Annotated in this window: 18 protein-coding genes; 4 read left to right on the top strand and 14 right to left on the bottom strand. The window is 53.9% G+C overall.

Translation table 11 applies throughout. The features are described from left to right. Positions 1 to 4 precede the first annotated feature (4 nt). From MHI24_RS27975 to MHI24_RS27950, 6 genes are all read right to left on the bottom strand, one after another. The gene (locus MHI24_RS27975) at positions 5 to 631 is read right to left on the bottom strand and encodes a YIP1 family protein (RefSeq protein WP_340022813.1); all 627 of its coding nucleotides are present in this window, start codon (positions 629 to 631) and stop codon (positions 5 to 7) included. Further along, the gene (locus MHI24_RS27970; protein WP_340022812.1) at positions 628 to 2,088 is read right to left on the bottom strand and encodes an NHL repeat-containing protein; all 1,461 of its coding nucleotides are present in this window, start codon (positions 2,086 to 2,088) and stop codon (positions 628 to 630) included. Before MHI24_RS27970 ends, MHI24_RS27975 begins: the two co-directional genes overlap by 4 nt. Positions 2,089 to 2,106: 18 nt before the next feature. Further along, positions 2,107 to 2,988 carry a carbohydrate ABC transporter permease gene (locus MHI24_RS27965; RefSeq protein WP_340022811.1) on the bottom strand — a complete coding sequence of 294 codons (882 nt, stop codon included), beginning with the start codon at positions 2,986 to 2,988 and terminating at the stop codon, positions 2,107 to 2,109. Further along, positions 2,985 to 3,950 (bottom strand): sugar ABC transporter permease, encoded by a 966-nt coding sequence (locus tag MHI24_RS27960; RefSeq protein WP_340022810.1) that lies wholly within the window; start codon positions 3,948 to 3,950, stop codon positions 2,985 to 2,987. Before MHI24_RS27960 ends, MHI24_RS27965 begins: the two co-directional genes overlap by 4 nt. An 18-nt stretch (positions 3,951 to 3,968) precedes the next feature. Beyond that, the gene (locus tag MHI24_RS27955) at positions 3,969 to 6,863 is read right to left on the bottom strand and encodes an extracellular solute-binding protein (RefSeq protein ID WP_340022809.1); all 2,895 of its coding nucleotides are present in this window, start codon (positions 6,861 to 6,863) and stop codon (positions 3,969 to 3,971) included. 103 nt (positions 6,864 to 6,966) lie between these two features. After that, positions 6,967 to 8,358, bottom strand: a complete 1,392-nt coding sequence (locus MHI24_RS27950; protein WP_340022808.1) for an extracellular solute-binding protein — start codon at positions 8,356 to 8,358, stop codon at positions 6,967 to 6,969. Positions 8,359 to 8,611: 253 nt separating this feature from the next. Here MHI24_RS27950 and MHI24_RS27945 point away from each other — a divergent pair, with 253 nt between their 5' ends. The 4 genes from MHI24_RS27945 (at position 8,612) to MHI24_RS27930 (ending at position 13,630) form a co-directional block, all read left to right on the top strand. Continuing rightward, positions 8,612 to 9,382 carry a helix-turn-helix domain-containing protein gene (locus MHI24_RS27945; RefSeq protein ID WP_340022807.1) on the top strand — a complete coding sequence of 257 codons (771 nt, stop codon included), beginning with the start codon at positions 8,612 to 8,614 and terminating at the stop codon, positions 9,380 to 9,382. Positions 9,383 to 9,985: 603 nt separating this feature from the next. After that, positions 9,986 to 10,825, top strand: coding sequence for an ABC transporter permease subunit (locus MHI24_RS27940; protein WP_340022806.1), 840 nt, complete (start codon positions 9,986 to 9,988; stop codon positions 10,823 to 10,825). Further along, positions 10,822 to 11,787, top strand: coding sequence for a carbohydrate ABC transporter permease (locus MHI24_RS27935; protein ID WP_340022805.1), 966 nt, complete (start codon positions 10,822 to 10,824; stop codon positions 11,785 to 11,787). Before MHI24_RS27940 ends, MHI24_RS27935 begins: the two co-directional genes overlap by 4 nt. Before the next feature lie 46 nt (positions 11,788 to 11,833). Then, positions 11,834 to 13,630, top strand: coding sequence for a hypothetical protein (locus MHI24_RS27930; RefSeq protein WP_340022804.1), 1,797 nt, complete (start codon positions 11,834 to 11,836; stop codon positions 13,628 to 13,630). A gap of 438 nt (positions 13,631 to 14,068) precedes the next feature. On the opposite strand, the gene MHI24_RS27925 is transcribed toward MHI24_RS27930, so the two are convergent. The 8 genes from MHI24_RS27925 to MHI24_RS27890 form a co-directional block, all read right to left on the bottom strand. Next, the gene (locus tag MHI24_RS27925; protein ID WP_340022803.1) at positions 14,069 to 14,851 is read right to left on the bottom strand and encodes an alpha/beta hydrolase-fold protein; all 783 of its coding nucleotides are present in this window, start codon (positions 14,849 to 14,851) and stop codon (positions 14,069 to 14,071) included. Between the two features lie 140 nt (positions 14,852 to 14,991). Further along, entirely contained in the window at positions 14,992 to 15,897 is a 906-nt protein-coding gene (locus MHI24_RS27920) for a GNAT family N-acetyltransferase (RefSeq protein WP_340022802.1), read from the bottom strand. Between the two features lie 261 nt (positions 15,898 to 16,158). Then, the gene (locus MHI24_RS27915; RefSeq protein ID WP_340022801.1) at positions 16,159 to 18,183 is read right to left on the bottom strand and encodes a right-handed parallel beta-helix repeat-containing protein; all 2,025 of its coding nucleotides are present in this window, start codon (positions 18,181 to 18,183) and stop codon (positions 16,159 to 16,161) included. A 179-nt stretch (positions 18,184 to 18,362) separates the two neighbouring features. After that, a complete protein-coding gene (locus tag MHI24_RS27910) occupies positions 18,363 to 19,271 on the bottom strand; it encodes a carbohydrate ABC transporter permease (RefSeq protein ID WP_340022800.1) in 909 nt (302 codons plus the stop codon). A 16-nt stretch (positions 19,272 to 19,287) separates the two neighbouring features. Beyond that, positions 19,288 to 20,241, bottom strand: a complete 954-nt coding sequence (locus tag MHI24_RS27905; RefSeq protein ID WP_340026819.1) for an ABC transporter permease subunit — start codon at positions 20,239 to 20,241, stop codon at positions 19,288 to 19,290. Positions 20,242 to 20,358: 117 nt separating this feature from the next. Further along, entirely contained in the window at positions 20,359 to 22,077 is a 1,719-nt protein-coding gene (locus MHI24_RS27900; RefSeq protein WP_340022799.1) for an ABC transporter substrate-binding protein, read from the bottom strand. 101 nt (positions 22,078 to 22,178) lie between these two features. Continuing rightward, positions 22,179 to 23,921 carry a sensor histidine kinase gene (locus MHI24_RS27895; protein WP_340022798.1) on the bottom strand — a complete coding sequence of 581 codons (1,743 nt, stop codon included), beginning with the start codon at positions 23,919 to 23,921 and terminating at the stop codon, positions 22,179 to 22,181. A gap of 18 nt (positions 23,922 to 23,939) precedes the next feature. Beyond that, positions 23,940 to 25,505: a response regulator gene (locus MHI24_RS27890; RefSeq protein WP_340022797.1), complete on the bottom strand. Its 1,566-nt coding sequence runs from the start codon at positions 25,503 to 25,505 to the stop codon at positions 23,940 to 23,942. Positions 25,506 to 25,592: the final 87 nt, after the last annotated feature.

The raw sequence follows: 25,592 nt of genomic DNA, 5'->3' as shown, positions 1-25,592 counted from the left end.
CTTCCTATCTCCTCAAGACAATTTCTTGGTATATGGTTGAGACGAATACAATCATCTGCTGTAACAGACTGAAGAACAGCAGGGTCAGGAACGCCATGAATGCCATGGCCACTACAGTAAGCAGGATCGTCCCTACCGTCTTCCCCGGCGTGAACTGGTGCACCGTCATAATGCCCACGAACAGCAGCAGACCCGACCAGATCACGGCGAAATTTTTGAAAAAGTAATAGAACGAGCTCTCCTGCGCAGAGATGAAATTACTGATCCAGATCCACGGGAAATTGATCAGCACGATCGGAAGCAGCGCGAAGCAGGTGGTGATGAAAATCTCCGCAAACTTCCCCTCTCCGTCCATCAGCGTAGTCAGCGACCAGTTCGCTACACACCAGAAGAGCACCGGAACCAGCACATAGACCGCTTCCAGCAGGCTGTTCAGATATCTGGGATTATTCATATTCACCAGGAAGCCGCTGTATTGGCTGCCCAGGATATTGGTGAGAATCAGCATAAACAGGATGCCGAAGGACAGCATCAGGCTTGTTTTTTGACTGCGTACATATTTGAGGTCCCAGTATCCGTTAAAAGGATGAACCATCACGTACAGCGGATGTTGCAGCACTTCTCTGTTCAATGGAGCTCAACCTTCTTTCTGGCCTTCATTGACCTGTACACTCTCAGGCCCAGCCACAGGATTACCAGCGTAATCGCCGCGGTCATGATCGTGGAGAACTGCCCGCGCAGCACTTCCTTCCGGTACAGCAGAAAGGCCTTGGAATAATTGATGCGGTCCATGCTGCGCTTGAAATAAGCGGCCGCCTCCTTGTATTCTCCCTTGCGCAGATAAGCCTTGCCGATGCCCGAATAGGCGTATTCCATGTTGGCGTTCAGATTCACCACCTCGCTGAATTGCCGGTAGGCCTCTTCCTCATCGCCGCTGTAGTAGCTTCTGACCGCACTGTTCAGCAGTCTGCCGTATTCGGTGGTCTGGAATAACGTGATCTCGCCCAGCGCCTGATCCAGCACCAGAACATCGTCACCATTGTGTTCAATCGCCACCGGCGTGTTGAATTCGCCGAGACGGTTGCCGATGCCGCCGAAGATGTACATCAGATAACCGTCCCCGTTGTACGTGAAAATGCGGCCCCGGCTGGCATCCAGCACCGAATAAATCTCGCTGTCGCTCACATCGATATCGATCAGGCGCGGAGCGCCGCCCGAGCGCGTGTTATACATCAGGTCGCCGATGGGCTTGAAGTAGCCCTCCCGCCGCAGAATGTCTGCCCCCTGTGCATTCAGCTTCTTGATCGGATCGCCGAATTCGTCACCGTTCGTAGCGTACAGGAAGCCTTCATCATTGATATCCAGATTGGTAAATTCAGTCGGGGTATACATGACCATCTGCTCCCGCTGCGCCTTGGTGGAGATGGATTTCCAGAAGTATTCCACCGCATCGACACGCACCCGGTTCGCCCCGGTGAACGATTTGAACACGCCGTCGGCGCTGAATTCCATGAAGCCGTCGAACACGCCGGCAGACATTACATAGATGCGGTCTGCCTGATCTACAGCTATGCGGACCGGCTGGAATTCAAAGTTCGCCGGCAGGAGCTCGGATTTCGGGGCCTCAATCACCCCTGCTACGTTATACTTGCTATCGAAATGGATGATCCGCTTGTTGCCCGTATCCGCAACATAGACCTCCTTCTGCTTCGTCACATAGATCCCTTGCGGATTATTGAACTGCTCCGTCTTACCGTTCAGCTGGAAGGAATCCACCGTTTGGAACGCCTGATAATTCTGGTCCAGCACCACAAACCGGTTATTGCCCGTATCCAGCACATAGGTCTCTTTATCCGGCGTAACCTGAAGATCCTGCGGGTTATTGAACCCGCCTGCACCGGAGCTTACCCCCGTGATCAGCGTCACTGCCTCGTAAGCGGAAGGAGCCGCCACATTATCCCCCCAGTAGGAATAATTGTAGGAGGGGGCTGCGCTCTCCGCCGAGGCCGGCTCTGAGCCAAGGCCCAGGCTGACCAGGCAGCACAAGGCCAGCAGGCCGGCTTTCAGCTTATTTTTCCTTGCGACCATTGTCACTGTTCCCCCTCTCTACTCTTTCATCCCGGATGTAGCCATCGTCTGGATGACGCTGCTCTGTGAAATAATGAACAACAGGATCGGCACAGTCATCAGCAGCAGCGCAACCGCTGCCCCAACCCCGGCCCGGGCAATCCCGCCCTGGATAATCTGGCTGAGCGCATAGTGCAGTGTCTTCAGGTTCTCGCTGTAGATGAAGTTCCCGCCATCTGTACCCCACAGCGCCGGAAATTGCAGGATCATGAGCGTAAGCCAGGCCGGCTTCACATTGGGCATTACGATCTGCCAGAACACACGGTACTCATTCGCCCCGTCGATCTTAGCTGCTTCAATCAGCGCATCCGGAATCTGCTCCATGAACTGCTTCATCAGGAACAGGCCCAGCGAGAACGCCAGCGAAGGCACGATAATCGCCGCCTGGGTATTGATCCAGCCAAGCTGTGACATGACCAGATAGTTGGGAATCGCCGTTACATGCGGCGAGAACATCAGCGAGAGCACGACGATTTTGAACAGCATCCCGGAGCCCGGGAACCGGAACTTGGCCAGCGGATAAGCCGCAGCCGAGGCGAGCAGGATATGCCCGGCCGTTCCCACCAGGGTGATCAGCAGAGTGTTCGCCACATATCGGGTGAACGGCACCCATGAATTGCCCATGATGACCGCCAGATCGGTGAAGTTCTCCAGCGTCGGGTTGCGCACGAAGAATCTCGGCGGGAAGATGAACAGCTCATCCAGCGGCTTGAAGGCATTGTTCACCGCGTAGACCAGCGGCAGAATCATGAACGAGCCGAAGGCCAGCAGCAGGGCGAACAGCATGAAGCTGACGGCGAAGGAACGGTTCAGTCTTTTGGGGGGTCGAAGTGCCCCGATTACTCTTGTATACAGGGTCATTCACCCACCTTTCGCAGCAGCTTCTGGGTCATCATATTCGTGCCGAGCATGATGCCGAAGAGAATGGTCGCGATGGCTGAGGCATAGCCCATCTCGAAGCGGAGCGTCCCGTAGTCCATCAGATGGGTGACAACGGTATGTCCCGCGTAGTTGACGCTCGGGAACCCGGCCAGCGCGATCGAGACCTCCGCGACCGCGAACGATGCCGTAATCTGCATCACCGCGCCGAACATGAGCTGCGGGCGCATGGACGGCAGCGTGACGAACCACAGCTCCTGCCAGCGGTTCTTGATCCCGTCCATCGCCGCCGCCTCAAACAGCGACTGGTCCACGGTCTGCAGTCCGGCGATGAACGCCAGGAAGCTGGTGCCAAGACTCAGCCAGAGCTGAACGATGATGATAATCGCCAGGATATACTTCTCATTCTGCAGCCATATAATCGGCTCCAGCAGCACCCCGATCTTCATCAGGAAGCCGTTGAGGTAGCCGTAGCTGTCGCCCGAGAAGACGATCAGCCAGATGAAGAACACATTGCCTGAGATCGAAGGCGCATAGAAGACCAGCGTCATCAGCGCCCGGACAAAGGGCGATAATTCATTGATCAGCCAGGCGAACAGGAAGCAGGCGATATAGCTCAGCGGACCTGTGATGACTGCGAACAGGAAGGTGTTCTTCAGCGCAATCATGAACACATCATCGCCCAGCAGCAGCCGGGAATAGTTCTCCCAGCCAACGAACCGCGGCGTCTCCAGCATGTTGAAGTAGAAGAAGCTCAGCCCGAAGGAGATAACCACCGGGATCACCGTGAACAGGAAGAAGATGATCATATAGGGACTCATCATGATATAGTAATGCTTGCTCTTCTTGATATCTTTCCATAAAAGCGCCAGGCGGGACTCCCTCCGGGGTCCGCCGGCCAGCCCTTGTAAGGCTGGTTCAGTGGTATTCTGGATTTGTACCATCAGCTTACAGCCTCCAACCTAATAAGGAAGTTTGAATTCCTTCCGTTTGATCTGAATTTCATCGTTAATGTAGATCAGATAATCCGACAGGGCCTCGCGCGGATTAACGTTCCCGTTGATCACCTTGCGGAACGCATTATCCAGATGTCTGCCTGTGAAGTAGCCGCCCGGCACCTGCGGATTGCCCTTCACCCACTCCCACTGGCTCTCCAGCTGCTTGTAATCCTTCACCGGCCACGGCAATTCCTCCAGGGCGGCAATATTGGCGGTCGGATAACGTGCTGCTGCACCCATCAGACCTTCCATTTCCCGGCCGTACTGGACCTGGGTATCCTTATCCGTCCACCACTTCATGAATTCCCAGGACGAATCCTTATCCTTGGCATTCTCCAGCATCATGACACCGGTCGTATGGCTGGCTACACTGTGATCCACGGTGCCGTCCGCCTTCGGTGTTCCCGGCACCACCGCGAATTCCCACAGGTTGCGGATTTCGGGCGCCATCACCGTCAGGCTGTTATAGATGGTGTAATCGGCGATTCCGATCGGGATCTCGCCTGTACGGAAGCGGTTCGGAAAGTCCACCTTCACCGGGAACTTGTAATTGGTATAGAACTGGGTCCACTTGTTAAATTCACTCATGGAGGTCTCCGAGTTCAGCGCGCTCCGCTTCTGGTCATCCGTATAGAGCTGGCCGCCGTTCTGGTAGAGGAGCATGGTGAAGGCCGCATTCGGCACCAGCGTTGCATTGTTCAACGTATCCTCCAGCGGAAGATAGAACTCCAGGTTATGCCGCTGCAGCACAGAGACGACATTGTAGACCTCCTCCCAGGTGGTTGGCGGCTCCAGGCCAAGCTCCTGGAGAATATCCTTCCGGTAGAACAGCATCGGGAAGATCTGCTGCTCCGGCAGCCCGTAGACGCTTCCGTTGTACTTGTAAGGCGTCAGCGCACTGTCCCGGAACCGGTTAGCCACCTCCCCGAAGCCAGGGAATTGGGACAGGTCGGCCGAGGCTTTGCGCATCGCGTAGTTGACGGGAAGGTCCTCACCGATCTGCATCGCGACATCCGGCCCTTCGCCGGCCAGAGTGGCGGGCAGCAGAATGTTCGGAGGCACCAGCCTCAGCGAGACAGAGATCCCCGTATCCGGCGTAAATGTGTCGTCGATCATGCTCTTCATTACCTGGGCCTGATCCCGCCCGGTGGAGATCCAGACCTCTATCGCCTTCTGGCTCTTCGTCACGTTGCCGATGCTGTCGTAATCGGCAGAATAGGATGCCGTATACGCACCCAGCTCATGCTTGATCTTCTGGAACCAGGTAGCCTGCGCGCGCGGAAGCTTCTTGCCAGGCGCCGATACAATCAGGGAATCCAGTGTCAGCGGCTGCTCCTGCACGGTCAGAATCCATGTGCCGAGTCCGCCGACATTCGTCTTGAAGGCCACGAGCCGCTTGGCGACCGTATCGGGATGTTCTGCCATATCCTCCAGTTGGGTTACCATAGAGTACAGAATCGACACCTTGTCGCTGCGTTCTCCGGTTGCCTGCTCCAGATATTCGCCTACACTGCGGATCGTCTCCGCCTGCTCGCGGAAGACCTTGGTCATCTCCGGCAGCCGCTTCTCCAGCTGGTAATCGCGGAATTTGTCCGGGTTGTTGGAGGTGATCGCCAGAATATTGCGGTACATCTCATTCAACGTCAGGACGCTGGACTGGATCGTACGGACCAGCGGGGCAATATCGCCCAGCGTGACCGTCAGTCTCAGCTTGTGCTTCCCTTGCGTAAGGTGGAACAGATAAGGCTCCTCTCCGCCCAGCACATTCATCTGCCAGCCGGGACTGTAATTGAAGCGGATCTGCTTCATCTCTGTGAACGGGTATTCACCGTCGATCGTCAGACTGCGGTTCGCATATACACCCCGGAGCTGGTTCTGCTGCTCCTTCAGCGCAATGTGGTACAAGCCGTCCTCGGGAACCTCAATCTCCCATTCAATCCATTGGCCGGGCAGCTTCCAGTTCACCCCGCCGATCGTGTTGATTCTGAGGTTCGAGACATGGTAAGGCACCACCGCCGGACTGGAGCGGTCGGCTAACGGATATAAGGTAGGCGAGGATTTGGCGGACGCCGCTTCAGCCTGGACCTCCACATAAGGCTCCGTTACCGGCTGCAGCCCTTTGGCTTCATATTCCTGTCTGGCCTCCGCATAAGACCGTACCTTGCGGTCCTGGAACAGCTCGATGTAATCAATCGCCATCGGCTCACGCAGCGCGGTCAGCGACAAGGTCTGCGTCCCCTGCTCCAGATAGAAGGCGTAAGGCTCCTCATAGAAGCCTTCACTGTCCTTGACCACCGTAGTCTGCCATACCGGCTGCTCGACCTGCCGGGGACGGAGGTCATTGCCGCGGTCATCCCGCTTGATCTCAGCCTCGCGGTTGCCCCAGACCCGGTCGAACAGCAGCGTGTCCGCGCCTTTGAACGGGGTCTGCCGGTTAATGGCAAGGGAACGCTCGATTGCCGAGCTTTTGCCTTCTACCGGGTAGTAGTGAACCCGGATGTTATATAGTCCGGCATCCGTTACCGGCACCTCCCAGGAAATCGTTCCTGCTTCCGGAGTAATAACAGCCGAACCGTCCAGCCCTTCCAGCTGTGCCTTCACCTCAAAGCCCTCACCTTCGGTTCCCGCATAATCCTCACCCTCAATGCGGATCACCCGGTCCGGGCGGCTGGCGTCCCCATGCTGCTGCAGATAAGCTTCATAGCTGCCTTCCGCCGGGTCGCTGGAGACGGCGGTAAATGTGCCGGTCCCCGGAGAATCGGAATGGACTGGCTGCCCTGAGGAAGTATATAGCCACACTGCCCCGGCCAGCAGGATGACCACCAATATAACCGCTATGTTCCTGTGTCGAATATTCAACGTTCTCCTCCCCTTAAGCGATGGATCATGGTTAATGGAACAACAGTCCGCCGGGCTCGCACCTGCAGCCAGCCGGGGACTGTTGACCATACCGGGTATCCGGTTAATTTTTGTAGACTGCGTCTACCGATGCCTGAACCTTAGCCTTGTACTTCTCAATCACCGTAGAGGCTGAGGTTCCCTTCTTCAGCTCGTCAATCATCTCGTAGTACGGCATGGTCGAGAAGGTATTGTGGTTCGTGAGCAGCATTCCGCCCTCTACCATCTTCGCGTTGTTGATATCATCCTCGTTGTCGTAGGTGCTCTCCAGCGAAGCCTGCTTCGGATAATCGTAGATCGACTCGATGTCGTTGATTTTCTCCCAGATATACATCAGCTGCTCCGGATTCTCGGCCTTCTTCGGGATAGTCAGGAACTGGACAGCGGATTCCACACTGTGGTATTCGGTAGCATTAGGCCCTTTGGGAAAAGGAACAAAGCCGATATCATAATCCTTCATATCCGTCTTGAAGCCGCTTGCCTCATAATCTGCTCCCGCATACATCAGCGTGTTCCCCTGGCGGAAGAACTGCGCCGGTTCCTGCCAGTCCCCGCCTTCGGTCGGCCGGGCTACCTTCTCTGCACCCAGCTTGGAGATGAACTTGAATACCTCCAGCAGCTTGGGATCATCGAGGTTTTGTTTGTCTTCAATGGTCAGATCGGTCTCGTTGGAGGCCATCGCCATTTCCAGGAAGCCGCCGGAGGCCAGACCCCAGACATCAAGTTTCCCGTTGTTATCTGTATCCTTGTTCGCTTCTTTGGCCACTTGGGTGAAGGTCTCCCAGTTCCAGTTGTCCTCGTTCACATACTCCTGCAACGGCTTCATGCCCAGCTTCTTCATCAGGGTACGGTTGTAGAAAATCCCGCTGATCAGGTTGCCCGAATTCTCCGAGAAGCCGTAGCCGCGGCCGTTGTATTGCGAGAATTCGGTGGTCATCCGCTGGTTGAAGGCATTCTCATTCTTCGTGTACTCGTCCACCGGCCAGAACAGATCCTGCTTGGTCAGCACCGGAATCATATAGCCCTTGCCCATCCGCACGATATCTCCAAGGGGCTCGCCGGCAACCAGGGAAGCGACAACCTTCTTCTGGTATTCGCCGTAGTCAAGCGCCACATATTCCACCTTAAAGTTATGCTTCGCCATCAGCTCCTTCAGATTCTTCGCGCGCTGGATATTGTCCGGGTTGTCCTCGGGAATGGTCATATCCCACCAGGAGACAATCTTGATCGTCCGGCCGCCCATATCGAAATCCATCTCCGGCGTAGCGTTGCTTGGCTCTGCAGTCGGAGTAGCTTCCGGTGTTGCTTCAGCTACTGGCGCCTCTGTAGCCGCCGGCGCGGCCGTAGCCCCGCCTCCGGCGTTCCCGCTGTTTCCGCCTCCGCCACATGCCGTCGTTGCAGCCACTAACAACAAGCTGATGAATACTGACATTACTTTGCTTTTTTTTGCCCGCATTTTGTGTCCCCCCAAGTTTGATTGACTTACCTCGAAAGTTTAGCGCTTACATTTTCAGGCAGCAACCCGTCTGATTTCAGGTGTTCACCTGTCAAATTATAGGTCGGGGCCGGAAGCCTTTATCCGCCGGGAAACTGCAAACCGATGAGGTAAACAAATGGAGCCTGGCGCAAGAATTGCACATTGTAGCGCTTCCTTTTCTTGCACATAATGAATACAGGCAGCCTTAACTTCTCAGGAAAGCGGGGTCTTGATGTTGTACAGAATCTTGTGTGTAGAGCGGAACGCCCAAGTGCGGGAGACCGCTTCTTATATAGCAGAAAACCGGTTCACGGATTTCATCGTACAGGCGGAAGCTGATTATTCGTCCGATATTCCGCGGCTGATCCGCAGGGAGAACATCTCACTGGTGCTACTGAATATCAGAGGTGCCCATACGGCGGGGATGAATGTGTGCGCACAGATTAGGAAGGAGAGCGCCGTCCCGGTAATTCTTCTTGGAGGTAGCGGGGATTTCGGGCTGGCGCGCCAAGCGCTTTTGTATAATGTAAGCGATTACCTGACTGATCCGGTTGATCCGGCAGAGCTGGGCAGAAGCCTGGAGGCGGTAAAGAAGGGGCTGCTTGCCACGGGAAAAGCCTCTTCACCGGTACAAGCGGTTCACCGGACGGTGATTCACAGAGAGCCTGCCTCCCCCTGCCCGATCGTCAGCACCATCAAGGAGTTCGTGGAGGAACAGCTCCATCGCAATATTACGCTTAAGCAAATTGCCGATTCCCTGAAATTCAATTGCGCCTATCTCGGGCAGAAATTCAAGCAGCAGGAGCAGATGTCCTTCAACGATTATCTGCTGCAGCAGCGTATGGAGAAGGCCAAGCGCTTGCTTGCGACAACCGATATGAGGATCTACGAGATTGCCGACGCGGTCGGCTATACCGAAATTGACTGGTTCTATAAGAAGTTCAGAGCCTACACGGGAACCAGCGCGAACGAATACCGCAAGCAGTGCTTCGTCACGGCCTGAGGCGTGGGAGCCGAGGGGGTGGCGGAAATGACGGAGACGGCAGGGGTGGCGGGTGCGATATTTGTAACGTTCCACTACTGTTGCGCACCGGGCCGCTCATCCGCCTCAACATCCGGCCCAACCGCCCACATTTGCCTAATCCCTTCATCGCCCTCACGTGCCCCCTTACTCTCCGCATTCCCCTCCCATGGATTTATCCTTTTTCAAACTGCGTTGTCTGTCCCTACCCCTTCCCCCTCCCGGCCTGTTAGCCGAAGGTCAAATGCAGATTTGACCTGACAATAGATCAATATTTGATGAGGATCGGTCATTGTTAGAAGATAACCGATAATTTATTATAGTTTCATACATGAAAGCGTTATCAATAAAGAGGGGCCCGGGGATATTCAAGCAGCAGACCCGTCAGGGAATTGACATTGCTTTTGCAAGAAGGGGGATGACAGGACAGCCTAGATCTAAGGAATTGCTAGCCTCGGCTTAGCTTCAAGGAAGCAATTACACAAAGAGAATAAGATGAGGAGTGAAACAATGCGCAGCCAGAGCATGAGAAGCAATTCTTTCCGGAAATTCCTTTACATTTCTCCCTTTATGATTTTACTTGCTGTGTTTGCCTACTATCCGCTCTATGGATGGGTATATGCCTTCTTTGATTACACCCCGCCTATCCCGTTATCCAAATCCGAGTTCGTCGGCTTCCAATGGTTCCATTCCCTGGTTGAGAATCAGGTCAAGATTGACCAGCTGATGCAGGTCATCTGGAATACCTTCGGCATCAGCGGGCTGGGTATCCTGTTCTCCTGGCTCCCGATGATCTTCGCCATCTTCCTGACCGAGATCAAGGCGGTACGGTTCCGCAAATTCATTCAGACTGTCACCACGCTGCCGAACTTCATCAGCTGGGTGCTTGTGTACTCCCTCGCCTTCTCCATGTTCTCCAGTGAGGGAATGGTCAACGGCTTCCTGCATATGACAGGTCTGTCCGATTCTCCAACAATGTTCCTGCAGAGCTCGGAGCATGTCTGGTGGACGATGTGGGCCTGGGCTACCTGGAAGACACTTGGCTGGTCGGCCATCCTGTATATCGCGGCTATCATGGGCATCGACGAATCGCTGTATGAAGCGGCTTATGTGGACGGTGCTACCCGGATGCAGGTGATCCGCCATGTCGTTTTGCCAAGCATGATGCCAACCTACTTCGTCCTGCTGATGCTTCAGATTGCCAGCTTCCTGAACAACGGGCTGGAGCAGTATTTTGTCTTCCAGAATGCGTTTAACAAGGACACAATTCAGGTTCTCGATCTGTATGTGTATAATCTCGCCATGGGCGGCGGCAGCTATTCCGTCTCCGTTGCGATCAGTATGCTGAAGAGTGTGATCAGCGTGGTGCTTCTCTTTTCGGTGAACGGGCTGTCCAAAATGCTGAGAGGAGAGGGCATTGTATGAGTGACAACCAGACCAGTCTTACGCCAAACACCCGGGAGATCGACATCACCAAAAAAACGGTCAAAATGCGGGTCAGCACCACCGACAAAATCATTTCCACCGTCATTTATATCCTGTTCTCCCTGTTCGCCTTCCTCTGCGTCTATCCGTTCTATTCGATCATTATCAATACGATCAGCGCGAATGATCTCAGTGCGAAGGGCGAAATTATCTTCTGGCCTAAGGGGATTCATTTCCAGAACTATATCGATGTGTTCAAAATCCCGGGGCTCGGCAATGCGTTCATGATCTCCCTCGCCAGAACCGTGATCGGTACGCTGCTCACAGTCGGCGCCTCAGCCTTCCTTGGATTCATGTTCGCCCAGGAGGATATGTGGGGCAAAAAGTTCTGGTACCGCTTCACTATCATCACCATGTTCTTCAATGCCGGGATCATCCCCTGGTATCTGACCATGAGATCGCTGCATCTGACGGACAACTTCCTGGCTTATGTTCTTCCGTCCGTGGTCGCTCCGTTCTTCATTATCCTGGTCAAAACCTTCGTAGAAGCGACACCGAAGGAGCTGCAGCAGGCGGCCAGTATTGACGGCGCAGGCATCTTCACCATCTTTTACAAAGTCATTCTGCCGATCAGCAAGCCGATCCTTGCAACCGTTGCCATTTTCTCGGCGGTCAACCAGTGGAACTCCTTCCAGGATACGCTGCTGCTGGTGACGGACAGTAAGCTGTACAGCTTACAGTTCATTCTGTATAACTACATCAATCAGGCGAGCTCTTTGTCGACCATGGTCAATCTGCAGAATTCAGGATCAACCGCAATGGCAACTCTGGCGACCAAGCAGACCTCTACCTCCATCCGCATGACCGTTACCATTATCGTAGTCGCGCCAATTTTGCTGGTATATCCGATTTTCCAGAGATTCTTCGTCAAAGGAATTATAATTGGTGCGGTCAAAGGCTAAGCCGCCAGCGCCATTTATGATACATTAAACATTCGGGGGGCTACACATGAGAACACATCATAAGCTGGGAAGAAAGTCCGCACTCCTGCTAGGGACGACCATTCTGCTGGTAACAACCGCACTAAGCGGCTGCAGTGGGAACTCCAATAACGGAGGCAATGCAGCAGGTACGGCTGAACCAGGAACACCCACGGAGTCATCCGATCCGGGCACAAGCAAAGGCATTGATCACAGCAAACCGCTAACCATTACGGTATTCGACAACGCGGCTAACTATCAGGGTGAACAGACCGGGTGGTACGGCAAGCTGCTCAAAGACAAATTCAATATCACGCTGAACATTCTCGCTCCGCAGGTAGCGGGCGACCAGCTCTACAAGACCCGCTCTGCATCCGGCGATCTCGGCGACCTCCTGATTATTGAGAACAGCCAGCTGGAGGAACTGATTCCGGCAGGCATGATTATGGATCTGACCGACATGATCAAGAATACAGAGCATCTGTCCAAATATGTAGACAATCACTTCAAGCCGTTCAATGTGGCCTTCGAGAAGCAGAACCCGGATGGTAAAATCTACGCCCTGCCGGCCTTCACCGCTGATACTTCACCAACCACCTTCTCGGAAGAGCTGCCTTACTCCAGCCCGATTCTGCCTTGGGATTATTACAAGGGTATCGGTGCACCGAAGCTGAACAACCTGAACGATCTGATGACCGCGCTGAAGGATATGCAGGCCAAGTATCCGAAGACTCCGGACGGCAAGCCGATTGTTCCGATTACGCTCTGGAAGGACTGGGACGGCGGCAGCATGGAGAACGTGCGCTGGCTGAGCAACTGGTATGGCTATGAACAGCCGAACGGCACAACTACCATCCAGCTGAATGCCAAGGGCGACATTGTGCCGATTGTAGACGACAACAGCATGTACAAGAAGATTCTGCAATTCTACTATGATGCCAACAAGATGGGTCTGGTGGACCCGGACTCCCCTTCTCAAGACTGGAACAAGGTCTCCGAGAAGCTGACCAACAAGCAGGTACTGCTCCTGTGGTACTCCTGGCAGAGAGGCTTCTACAACACGATTGAACGCGGCAACCAGGGCGACGGCAACGTAGCGGTTCCGATTGGCGACACCCACCTGATCCAGAACAGTGATGCTTACTTCGGGAACGGCAGAGTCTTTGCCATTGGCTCCAAGGCGAAAGAACCGGAAAGAATTATGGAACTGATGGACTGGATGTCTTCACCGGAAGGCCTGCGCTACTACACCAACGGCTTTGAAGGCTTCAACTATGAAAAGACAGCGGACGGCAAATTCAAGCTGACCGAAGTCGGTCAGACCGCATTCCAGGAGAATACCCCTGTCCCGGCTGAATACGGCGGCGGCGGTTACCAGGACGGCCAGAGCAAGGTGAACTCGATGATTATGAGTGACTTCGTGGTTGACCCGGATACCAACGAGTTCTACAACAGCACGTACTGGGCTTCCACCATCGAAGCGAACAAAACCAAGCTGACCACCGACTGGCAGAACACCTATGGAGCCACCACTCCGACCGAGTACTACCAGAAGAACAACATGATCGACATCGTGCCTAACATCAACACCAGTCTGGGCTCCGATTCCTCGGACATCAAGAACAAACGCAGCCAGATCTCGGATTATGTGAAGAACACCTCCTGGAAAATGATCTTCGCTAAGGACCAGGCGGAATTCGACCAGCTCTGGACTAAGCTGAAGAGCGACGTGGAAGGTCTCGGCTGGAACGACGTCTTCGCAGTAGACAAAGAAAGAGCTGAGAAAATCGTGAAAATGCGCGCCGACGCCATTGCGAATAAATAAGCAAATGAGCGTTACTGCGTAAACTGTAAAAGAAGAGGCAGCCCTGGAGCCATGTCAATGGCTTGGGGCTGCCTTTTTCGCGACTTCCAGCACCCTATCCAGGCCAACTAACCAACATCTCCAGCCGTTCGAATGCCTCACGGGCAAACAATTGGATAACGTATCTTAATTTCCCGATTCCTGAGAAATACCGCGCAACAAGTGGAAAAAGCGCATCTAATTTATAGATTTCACCCACTTCAGGTGAATTACGATGAATTAAGTGCTGTTTATCCAACTCCTGTTCCCGTAAGGGAAATTATTTCATTAGCAAGTGTATAAAATCCATCTGCTTCCCCGCAACGTCTCCTTAGCCTCGTACAGTGCATTCTTGTGCGACCCGTGGACGTAAGCAGACGCCAGAATAGGACGCCCCCCTCTGGGCGCCCCCTACACCAATTAAAAAATAAGCTGAGCGAACTGATACAGCCCGTTCTTCCAGACCGGCCAGTCGTGGTCGCCCTGCTCTTCCACCCAGATATGCGGCACGTTGTGTTCCAAGAAGTAAGCATGGGTGCGGTCGCTGACATATTTGAGGTTGTCCCGGTCTCCGCAGGATAACCAGAGCAGGTTAAGCGCGTCCGCTACCTTTTGCGGATCAGGGACCAGCAGCTCAGGCTCCTTCGTGTTCGGGGCCGGAGAGAACGCCCCCACCCAGGCAAAATGGTCCAGGTTGTTCAGACCCATGTTGAGCGATTGCCCTCCGCCCATGGACAACCCGGCCAGCGCACGGTGCTCCCGGTCCGTCAGGACAGAATAGTTCGCTTCAATATAAGGGATGAGATCGTTCAGCAGATCAGACTCAAAGGTTGCAAAGGCTTCCAGCTTATCAGGAGCGAAGATGTCGCCCTCCGCCCGGTCATTTAACATCGCCCGCCCGTTCGGCAATACAACAATCATGGGCTTCAGCTTGTGATCAGCATAAAGGTTGTCCAGAATAATCTGTGGCGTGCCGTGAGTGTACCATTCGTCTTCATCTCCGCCAATGCCGTGCAGCAGATACAAGACACTATATTTCTCTGTGCTAGAGTATCCAGGCGGCGTATAGACTCTGGCCTTCCGGGTGTTGCCTACTGTGGCAGAGGGGTATTCAATCATGCGGATCTTCCCGTGCTCAATCCCTTCTCTCTTCTGATCATACCCCGCTGCTTGTGTTGTATACTTCTGCTGATTCGTGTCCATGCTGCTCATTCCTCTCATAGATTATATGTATATCTCTACACTTTGTTTATTCGATAAACTAAGTGCGAAATCCTGCTGAGGAAACTGTTGCAGAAAAATATATATGGAGCATGGAAATGTATCTTTAGCGCCTGCACGGACTAGATTTGACGTTCATACACATACGAATGAATTGGAATGATCTCCACCGGGTGCAGAGATTGATAGAGTGCATTAGCCTCGGGAGAGAACCCCGTAATATATGCCGTTGTCACACCTTGCTCCTTCAGGCGGTTGAAGCATGCTGAAATGACAGATTTGCCGAAGCCGCGTTGCCGGTAATCCGGGTGAGTCCCAATCGTCTCAATAACCGCGATCCCGTTATCCTGATCCACGAATCCGAAACAGAAGGCAATAGGACTCCCTTTATCATCCACTACCGAAAAATCCAGCTCCGCATCATAGGAGGGCAAATGTTTTCTCCAGTACTCAGTTTTTACCGGGATAGGATCAGCCGGAGAGAAAACCTGTTCTATTAATTCGCTTTTGGCTTCATCGTCTGCCCCTTCCGCCATGCACCTGATGTAGAAGCCTTCTTCCAGGTTCAAAGTGTACTCAGTATGCACAAGATCGTATCTTCTTGTATTCCCGATATGGGAATCCTGAACGAATCCCTGGTCTAATAGAGCCTGAACCTCCACACCATAGGGATAGCAATCCGTGTTGAGTTTCTTTTTCCCCTCGCCCCATACCTTCCGGGTCCATGCGACCATCTCGTCCGCCAGATGCGGGTAACCCGGGTGGACCATTATGCTGAAGAAGCTGCCCCCGGATTCGGAAATGAACAGGCCTGTAATCTCACCGGCTTCATTCCTCCATAGGTGTGCATTATTTTCCATGAAATCAGGGTCTGCACTCTTGGACGCTTCGTGCCGTTTCCAGAACTCGAATCTGACAAATTCCCAAGTCTGAAGCTTCCCCGTCAAAGTTACCATTTTTCTTAAAAAGGCATGAACGGTGTTGAAATTCTCCGGGGTGTCTGTATACTTCTCATGAACTGCCTTCATCTCCTCAACTCCATTCGACTCTAATCATTTCAAGCTTCTTCTATTATATGGAAGTCTCCCATCCCTTTATAGGCAGAGATCTGTTAGGATCATTTCATACATTCGGCCCACTCGCCCACGCACAGCCCATTGAATACTGTTTTCAGCATACATTCGGTCCGCTCGGCCCCGCACACATCCGGTTCCCCGCCTTCGTGGAGAGAGTATCCTTCCTTAAAAAACACAAAAGCCTGTCCCCAGGGACAGGCTTTCCTCCAACCTCTACAACACAATCTTCACCGGACTATCCTCCGTCAGCTCAAATGGTCCTGGTGTCACATTTGAGTCCGGGCGCTGCTTACCGAAGAAGTCGCGGTCGAACCGGTACGGCGAGCCATCCGGCTCCTCATAGCGCATCTCGGCGTGATAGCTTCGGCCCAGCAGATCCGTAGTCACTACCGTAGGCGCTGCGGCCCGCAGCAGCTCAGGGTTCACAATATGCACCTGCACCTTGCCGGAGGCCGGATCCACCTCAATCTCAATGCCTTGGTCGGCATAGATCTTCGCATTCGGCTCATGTGTACCCGGCACCGCCTCTTTCAGATACAGATTGCCCTGTACAGCTACAGGAAGAGGCATCTGCTCGGGATGGAACGGCTTCCCGGAATCAATCAGCGCCTTGATCTCTTCCTTGGTGAATTCCCACCACTGCTTATCCAGCGCATTCGGGTGCTCATTGTAGCCGCCCAATCCTACCGGATGGAGATAACAGCGGGAGTTGTCAGGAATCCCGTCCATCACCCGTTCACCGTTATCGTTAAGCTGCTCCCGCGGGGCAAGCGGCAGATGCTCGAAGAACGTCATCGGCACGACCTCATTGTCCGTGTCCTCATCACGCAGGAAGATATTGTTATAATACCGGTCATCCCCGCCCGCGATATTGCTGTACCCGGCGACCGCCGTCTCATGCGGCATATGGTACGGTGTATAGCGGGTAAGCTCGGGACGCACCACGAACCGGCCGGCAAACAGATTATGGACGAACGCGCCGCCCTGGGCCATATTGCGGAAGTTCATCGGCGACAGGAACAGGTTGTGATCGACCATATAAGGACCGTGGCAGACCTCCATGAAGAAGTCCTCGGACAGATTGTCGTAGAACACATTCCGGCTAATCCGGGTGCCCTGCGCCTGCCAGTCCAGCCACAACGCCCGGTAGGAGCTATAAATCACATTCCCGCTAATCTGGGTATCCAGCGACGCATGAAGCTTGATTCCGCCAACCTCTGCCCCATGAAAAATCCGTTTATGATGGATGTTATAAATCCGGTTCTGGACAATCTGGCTGAAGGCCCCGCCCAAATGGCCGACGACTCCGGCCTGCTCACAGTCATGGATCACATTATTGCGGACGATATGGCAGCCGATGTTGTCCTTATGCCAATCCTTACGGAGTGCGCGGAAAATAACCTCCTGCTCCCGCTGCGTCCCGCCCTTCATCCGGCCCTTTGACCATTCGTTGTGCCCGGTTGAGATTTCTTTGCCCAGGCTCACCCCTGTGCATTTGGACTCGCAGATGTGGTTGTCTTCAATGATCCAGCCTTTGCTCCAATGGGGGCCGATCAGCCCTTCCTGCAATGCCGTTGGCGGTGCCCACTGCGGAGCCGCCTGGCGGAGCGTGAAGCCCTTGACGGTTATATAACCCCGTCCGGTCTGCTCCGGCCAGAAGCAATAAGGGCGCACGCTGATCTCCACATTCTCCCGCCGGGGGTCCTTGCCCCCGAAGTTCGCCCAGATTTTAGTAGCATTGGAGCTGACCTCCGCATACCACTGCAGGAGAGAATCCTCCGCGTATTTGGCCTGCGGCCATACCTGGGGATCATGCAGCTTGGTAACGCTATCACATTCATACAGCGATTTGCCGTCCAGATAGACGTCGCCCAGATGCGGCTCGAACGCCCCTTCAAACAGCCAGTCGCCATACAATTTCTCCTTAAAAGGATTACGCACCGCAAACAGGCTGTTCGGCACCGCTGTACTCCAGACCCCGTCGCCTTCATCCTGCCAGTCTGCTACAGGCTCAGCGCCTGTGATGACCACTTCCCCGTCCCCGGCAGCCTGATATACAATCCTCTGCTCCTCTGTCCCCCCGTTAGCCGGGCTAACCCATTCCCTGTATGTACCCGCATGAACGGTTACCGTATCTCCCGGCTCCGCCAGCGCCGCGGCGCGGGAGATGGAGCGGAAGGGCTTATCCGCCGTACCGGGAGCCTGATCGCTCCCTTGCATTGCAACATGATATTCCATATGAGAAATCCTCCTCTTTCTTGTATGTCATATGGACATTTTAAATGAATCTGCTCTATATTGCTATAACCATGTATACAAACCTAATAGAAAAGACCGCATACCAAGTACACCCGGCATACGATCCCCTTAAAGTAATTCCTGCTATGTGAAACACGGTTGTATACAATATAGACAAGCTAACCTTTTACCCCGCCGACCATCATACCCTTCACGAAATACTTCTGCAGGAACGGATAGACCATAATAATCGGCACCGAGGCGACAATCGTCATCGTGGCCCGGACAGACATCGGCGTGACCGCGTTCTGCTGCCCTCCGGTTGCCCCCTGGATCATCCCGTCCAGCGACGAGGTGCCGGTGGTAGTGTTAGAGTTCTGCAGAATCTTCTGCAGCTCATATTGCAGAGTGCTTAGCTTCTCATCCGAGGAATTGTAGAGGAACACATCGAACCAAGAATTCCACTGGAACACTCCCGAGAACAGCGCCACCGTAGCCAGCACGGGCACCGTCAGCGGCAGAATGAGGCTGAAAAAGGTTCTGAAGTCGCCCGCCCCGTCAATCTTCGCCGATTCGATAATGCTCTCCGGCAGATTTTCAATGAAGGAACGGATAATGATCAGGTTGAACACACCGATGATTCCCGGGAGAATGTAGACCCAGAAGCTGCCCACCATGCCCAGATCGCGGATCAGCAGATAGTTCGGAATCAGGCCGCCGTTGAAGTACATCGTCATAATGAAGGCAATCGTGATGAACTTGCGCAGCACATAATCCTGCCTGCTGAGTGTATACGCGAGCATCGCCGAGCAGAAGACAGTCACTACCGTGCCGATCACGGTCCGCAGCACAGAGATGAACGTGGCATGAAAGATCGTAGCTTCCTTGAAAATGTAATTGTAATTCGCCAGCGTCCATTCTCTCGGGAGCAAATAGATGCCGCCCTTGATCGAATCCTGCGCGCTGTTAAGCGAAACGGCCAGCACATTAATGAACGGATAGAGCGTCACAATCATGAGTATAACCATGAAGGTGTAATTGCAGATGACAAACAAGCGGTCGCCGATGGAAGAGCTGATCCTGGGCATACCTGTGCCTCCTTTTCTAGTACAGTCTCGCTTCGCCCATGCGCTTCGCAGCATTGTTCGCCAGGAACAGCAGAATGAAGCTGACCACCGTCTTGAACATGCCCGCTGCGATGGATAGAGAGAAGTTGCTCTGGGCAATACCGTATTTCAGGACGAATATGTCAATGTTCTCGGAATAGTCCACATTCATGCCGTTGCCCAGCAGATACTGCGGCTCGAATCCCGATTCCAGCAGATAGCCGATATTCATAATCAGCAGGACAATCACAACTGATTTGATGCCCGGGAGCGTGACGTAGATCATTTTCTTGAAGCGGTTCGCCCCGTCGATTTCGGCAGCTTCATACTGCGTAGGGTCAATCGTTGTCATGGCCGCCAGATACACAATCGTATTCCAGCCGATATCCTTCCAGACCGAGCTGGCGCCGAAGATCGTCCAGAAGTACTCCGGGATGCCCAGAAAAAGAATCTCATTGCCGCGGTCAATGAAGCCAAGTCCCACCAGCAGCTGGTTGATCGTACCATCCGGTGACAATGTGGTCTGAATAATGCTGGCCGCAACCACCCAGGAGATGAAGTGCGGCAGATAGCTGACGGTCTGTACGACCCGCTTGAAGGCGATATTGCGCACCTCGTTCAGCAGCAGGGCCAGGGTAATCGCAGTGACGAAACCAAAAAACAGATTAATCGAGCTCATCGCCAGTGTATTGCGCAGTACCCGCAGGAACCGGTCATCCCCGAACAGGAATTTGAAATGCTCGAAGCCAATCCAGGTCTGCTCCATGAATTTCTTGGCCGGCTTGTAATCCTGGAAGGCGATGCTCCAGCCCCATAGCGGCAAATATTTGAAGATAATCAGCCAGATCAGAAAAGGGACAGACATCACAGCGAGCGCGCGCTGCTGGTACAGCTTCCTGAAGAACAGCCTCATCCGGCCGGATTGCTGCTTGTTCTCCGCCGGGCGGGGCATGGCTGGTACTGTATTGTTATTCATCCGTGTTCTCTCCTTCCAAACACCGGGCGGGCCAGGCGGCAACCGGGAAAGACCGGCACCGGCGGTGCAGGTCCGGCCTCTCCCGTCCTCCTCTTATTGGTTCGCCAGTTCAACCTTCGCTTTGACCTGCTCTGTCGTCCATTTCTCATATCCGGCCGTATCCAGCTTGCCGAATTCCTTCATATATTCCTCCCAGACGGAATCGAATTTGTCCGGGGTGGTCAGCACAAGCTTAGGGAAATACTTCTTCGTCAGCTCATCCTTGCTGGCTTCCCACAGCTGTTCCGGGGAATTCTGCTCCTTGGTGAAGCCCCAGGCCGGGAAGTACGGACGCGGCACCGGCTCAGCGAACAGCTGGCTGTAGGTCTGCACGCCATATTTGTCGAGTATGAACTTATCCTTGTCCGTGAGCGTCATCTGGAATACTTCCGGCTGGCTGGCTACATTCTTGGCATTGCCGTCGGCCAGGGTGGAGGTGGCGTTGTACATCGGCCAGTTCCAGCTGAAATACTTGAAGCCGAAGCTCTCTCTGAACGGCTCATCAATTTTGTCGATTTGCTCCTGTGTCCGGTAGTAGCGGCCTTCTTCATTCACTTCATACGTCTCGCCCTTGATGCCCCAGGACATCAGCGTCTGGTTCTCTTCGGTCAGCATGTTGTCGAAGAACTGGATGATGCGGACCGGATCTTTGGCGCTGACCGTAATCCCGATTCCGCGGTTGGTGACGAGGCCACCTGGAGGATCAAGATAGGCATCCGGTGTTCCTTCGTCAAAAGTTACCGGCAGCGGGAAGTAATTGTAGCCGTCCAGTGAAGGGTCCTTGCGGGCGGCATCCTTCAGCACATTCAGCGCATTGTCTACCTGCCAGCGGTAATCGAAGAAGCCGAGCACCTTGTGGGACGTTAATTTGGCGATATACTGATCATAGTTATCGACGAAGGAGGCTTTGTCGAACAGACCGGCGGCGTTGAGGTCATTCAGCGCCTTCAGCCACCTTTTGGTGGAGTCTGCACCGGCATAGGTTTTGGCTTCCCAGGTGTTCGTATCGACCGTAACATTACCATCGTTAGGGTAGCCCATCAGGTGCATCGGCGGGTTCGAGGTGGCGAAAAATCTCCAGTCATGCGTCAGGGAGACCATCCCGGTCAGATTCTCATCCTTGTGCTTGTCGCGGTAATTCTTGATCAGCTCTATATATTGATCCAGAGTTTTGATCTTCGGATAGCCGGCTTCCTCCAGCACCCGGCGCTGGACCCAGAAGCCCGCTCCCGCCTCCGGCTCAGGGATGAAGTCATTCACCTGCGCGGCAATCGGCAGGAAGTAGATTTTACCGTCCTTGGAGCGCATCTGGTTCAGCGATTTGCCATATACCCGCTTGATATTCGGGCCATGCTCCTCAATCAGGTCATCCAGCGGAATGAACGCGCCTGCGTTCAGCACTTCCTCGATCGCGGCATCCGGGATCAGCACATCCGGGTAATCGTTGGCGGCAATCATCGTCCCGATCTTGGTGTTCAGGTCGCCTACGACGAATTCCAGCTTGAAATTCACCCCGGTCTGATCCTCAAGGATTTTGCCGATGGTGGTCTGGTTCGTATTTCCGTCCTTGGAGCCGGCTACCCCGTTGAAGATTTTGAAGGTCACCTTATCCTGCTTGGCTTCCGCCGTGGCCGTGGCAGCGGCCGAGCTGGACGGCTCCGTCTTCCCCGTGGTCTCCTTGGCCTTGTTATTCGTGCCGGAGCATGCAGTAATCATTGATAATGAGAGGATTGCCGTGAGACTGAGAAGCCAGAATCTCTTGGTTTTGCGCATTGCTGTTACTCCCCCTTTTGTATGCTGATGTATTACTTTCCCAGTATAAAAGCGTTTTCAATCCTCCGTTACCCATGAAATTATGGCTTCTCCTTTGAAAACTATGGTTTCGGCGGAATCCTCAGCTCGATCCTCGTTCCTTTGCCCGGGCTGCTGTCCACCTTGAAGGTGACCTGCTCGCCGTACAGCATTTTAACCCTGTAGATGACGTTCTGGATGCCGATCCGCTCGCCGATAATTCCGTCCAGCTTCAGGTAGCTGTACAGCTTATCCACCTGCCCGCTGCTCATGCCCACCCCGTTGTCCTGCACCGTGAATACGATCTCCGGCCCTTCCACCGCAATGCGGATGTCCATGCTTCCGCCCTTTTTGAGCGGCTCGATACCATGTATACTGGCATTCTCCACGAAGGGGAGGAACACCATCTTGGGCACGACACATGTGCGCGCTTCCGGCTGCACCTCAATCTGAACGCTGAGCTTGTCTTCGAACCGGTACTTCTGGATGTCCAGGAAGCACAGAATGAAGCCCAGCTCCTCCTCCACGCTCACCCACTCCTTATTCCAGGTCAGCGAGCTGCGCAGGATCATCGCCATGCTCTGGATGATTTTGGCGGTCTCGTGCTCATGCTTAAGCAGGCTGCGCATACGTATGGTCTCCAGCGCGTTGAACAGGAAGTGGGGGTTAATCTGGCTCTGCAGTGCATTGAGCTGTGCCTTCCGCCGCTCCAGCTCGAGCGACTTCTTCTGAATCTCCGTCAGATACACATCCTGGATCAGGGTCTTGATCTGCATAATCATACTGTTGAATTCCAGGGTCAGCTGGCCGATCTCATCGCGTGACTCGCCGTGCATGATGGTCTGGAACTGTTGGGTTTTTACCTTTTTCATATGCTTCAGGATTTCGATAATTCTCAGATTCACCGACCGGGTGATAAACAGAATGATGATCGTGGGGATAATCAGCATCAGGCAGGCTGACCAGAGGATGAAATGGCGGGATTTCAGCACCTCCTTGATAATCTCGTTCTCGTTAATCGTACCCGCAACCTTCCAGCCGGACAGATAGCTGATGCTCCCGTACTCCTTCTCGAACCGGATCACCCGGTCTGTCTTCAGGGCGGAATAGAGCTGCTTGTCTCCCCCTTTCCAATTCACGGAAGGATTCGTTGTATATTCAATCCGGCCCTCCGGACCCACCAGGTACATATCTCCCTGCACATTCAGATTGGCGAACACCTCCATCAGATCGATCGTCTTGAAGTCAATTTTCACCAGCTTCTCCTTGTCCATCCGGTCCGCGAAGTAATCCATCCTCCTCAGCACCGAAAAAGATTGGAAACGGCCGTCTGCATCATCAATCCGCACGAACATCGGCTGGGACGAAGCCTCCTGCATCCATTGCTTATACCAGCCGGTCTCGCGGACCTCACTGGACAGGAGGCCGATGTTCCCCGAATTCAGCAGGGTGGGATTATCCACATAGAGAGTCTTGTTCTGCAGCGAGGAAGAGAACGGGGAGTAGTTGTTCAGCGTGGAGCGCAAATAGAGGTCATAGGCCTCCACATAATCTTCTGTGTTCGTAAAATCAATATTGAGCACTTCATTGGTTTTGTAGTCGGCATAGAAATAGGAGGACAGCCCGACCGCCTGGTCAACCATCAGCCGGAACTCGTTCTTGATCTGCTCGACCGCCAGGTCGATGTCCTTGATCCGCTGCTCCCGCACATTGCCGGTGATGATGTTGTAGAAGATGATATTGGTGACAAGGATCGGGGCGATGACACCGAGGAAATAGATCAGAAACATTTTGTCCCTGAGCCGGATGTTATTTAACAGCTTCATGCAGCAGCCCTCCTGGCCTTAACGGTGGCCCATCCGGTTTCTGTATTCGGTAGGTGTTCTCTGCTCCAGCTTCTCGAACTGGGTGACGAAATAATCGGCATTCCTGAAGCCGACCTGCTCGGCAATCTCATAGATCCGCAGATCAGTCTGCCGCAGCAGCTTCTTGGCTTCCGTGATCCGCAGCTGAAGCAGATATTCGTTGAAATACATGCCATAGTTCTTCCTGAACACCTGGCCCAGATAGGCCGAATTCATGTAGAACTGGCCCGCAATCTGCTTCAGGTTCAGATTCTCATGAAAGTTCCGGTCTACATAAGACTTGATTCTGTGCAAGCCGCCGGTTCCATAGCTCTGGTATAGACCTTGGATCAGCTCTGCCGCCTCCAGCGAGAAGGCTTCGAACAAAGAGCGCAGCTCATCCAGGGTGATATTGTGATCATACCAGTTCATCATCGGAACCAGGCTTGCGAGCTGCTTCTCATCGCCCTCCATACTGCGGATGGTGTGCAGTACACTGTGGACGCATTGGACGGCAACCGCCTTCATCGCTTCCTTCGAGACCATATGCTCCCGGAAATCCGCGAACAGCCGGTCAATCGCCTCCAGCAGCTTCCCGGTGTTGTTCTCTTCAATGGCCTCCACCCAGGCGCGGGAACCCTCAGGGCCGGGATGAATGTACTTCAGCTCAAGCCCGGCAATGTCCGGGAATAGGAGAACCGGATGATCAGGCATGGCGTATTTGAATTCTGCCGTCTCCTTGGCGCAGGTGTAGGAGTGCTTCATTTCCTTAAGCGTGCTGACGGGACGACCCGCATAGGCTGCGGCCTTTATGTCCAAGCGTCCACAGAGCCGGCTGAGGCACTCCGCCAGGAAGCTGCGAAGCTCCCCGTTATGCTGCCGCAGATAATGGTCCGGCACAATGTAGCCGAAGAAACGCCGGTGTTCATAGACCAGGGGTGACTCTGAAGTGATATCACGAACCATCTGGCGGATGGCTTCCTTCATCTCCGCCTTCCCTGGAAGCTGCTTCCCGCTCCAGGGGAACACATTATTGATCTCCAGCAGGACATAGGTGAACTGGCTTGCCCCGGCCGCCGTCCACTGCTGCTCCCAGGCCTCCAGCACAGGGTCCATGGGTTCGCCCCGGAGCAGCGCCTCCATCCTTTTCTCCCCCTCATGCAGCTGTAGCCGGTCCTGGAGCTGCTGCCGGGCAGTGAATTCCTCGCGGAATTTGTTAAGCGCTTTCACAATCTCCTGCTCATCAATCGGCTTCAGTACATAATCCAGCACCCCGAACCGCACGGCCTGCTGGGCATACCGGAAATCATTATATCCGCTGATAATAATGAATTTGGTGCAAAGCTGCTCCTGCGTCACCGCTTCAATCAGCCCGATGCCGTCCAGAATCGGCATACGGATATCGGTAATCACCAGCTGCGGCCGCTTGGCGCGGATCAGCTCCAGCGCATCCTCCCCGTCATCCGCCTCACCGATAATCTCGAAGCCGCTGGCCGCCCAGTCAATCATCTCGATCAGGCCCTTACGGACAAACACTTCATCGTCAACAATGATTATCCCGTACATGCCGGATTCACTCCCCTGTGATGGTAGTCGGCTGCCCTTCCAGGCAGTCCCGTATGGCGAAAAGACAATGCAAGTGAAACAAAAAAC

The organism is Paenibacillus sp. FSL K6-1096 (genome assembly GCF_037977055.1).
In the GTDB taxonomy this organism is placed as follows: Bacteria; Bacillota; Bacilli; order Paenibacillales; family Paenibacillaceae; genus Paenibacillus_AQ.
The sequence above is the reverse complement of the archived record's forward strand: the minus strand, read 5'-3'. Positions and strand labels throughout refer to the sequence as shown.

Bases quoted from the DNA above. Each gene is read 5' to 3' on its own strand.
- MHI24_RS27970 (WP_340022812.1), bottom strand. From the start codon at position 2,088: ATGGTCGCAAGGAAAAATAAGCTGAAAGCCGGCCTGCTGGCCTTGTGC.
- MHI24_RS27965 (WP_340022811.1), bottom strand. From the start codon at position 2,988: ATGACCCTGTATACAAGAGTAATCGGGGCACTTCGACCCCCCAAAAGA.
- MHI24_RS27960 (WP_340022810.1), bottom strand. From the start codon at position 3,950: ATGGTACAAATCCAGAATACCACTGAACCAGCCTTACAAGGGCTGGCC.
- MHI24_RS27950 (WP_340022808.1), bottom strand. From the start codon at position 8,358: ATGCGGGCAAAAAAAAGCAAAGTAATGTCAGTATTCATCAGCTTGTTG.
- MHI24_RS27945 (WP_340022807.1), top strand. From the start codon at position 8,612: ATGTTGTACAGAATCTTGTGTGTAGAGCGGAACGCCCAAGTGCGGGAG.
- MHI24_RS27935 (WP_340022805.1), top strand. From the start codon at position 10,822: ATGAGTGACAACCAGACCAGTCTTACGCCAAACACCCGGGAGATCGAC.
- MHI24_RS27930 (WP_340022804.1), top strand. From the start codon at position 11,834: ATGAGAACACATCATAAGCTGGGAAGAAAGTCCGCACTCCTGCTAGGG.
- MHI24_RS27925 (WP_340022803.1), bottom strand. From the start codon at position 14,851: ATGGACACGAATCAGCAGAAGTATACAACACAAGCAGCGGGGTATGAT.
- MHI24_RS27920 (WP_340022802.1), bottom strand. From the start codon at position 15,897: ATGAAGGCAGTTCATGAGAAGTATACAGACACCCCGGAGAATTTCAAC.
- MHI24_RS27915 (WP_340022801.1), bottom strand. From the start codon at position 18,183: ATGGAATATCATGTTGCAATGCAAGGGAGCGATCAGGCTCCCGGTACG.
- MHI24_RS27910 (WP_340022800.1), bottom strand. From the start codon at position 19,271: ATGCCCAGGATCAGCTCTTCCATCGGCGACCGCTTGTTTGTCATCTGC.
- MHI24_RS27905 (WP_340026819.1), bottom strand. From the start codon at position 20,241: ATGCCCCGCCCGGCGGAGAACAAGCAGCAATCCGGCCGGATGAGGCTG.
- MHI24_RS27900 (WP_340022799.1), bottom strand. From the start codon at position 22,077: ATGCGCAAAACCAAGAGATTCTGGCTTCTCAGTCTCACGGCAATCCTC.
- MHI24_RS27895 (WP_340022798.1), bottom strand. From the start codon at position 23,921: ATGAAGCTGTTAAATAACATCCGGCTCAGGGACAAAATGTTTCTGATC.
- MHI24_RS27890 (WP_340022797.1), bottom strand. From the start codon at position 25,505: ATGTACGGGATAATCATTGTTGACGATGAAGTGTTTGTCCGTAAGGGC.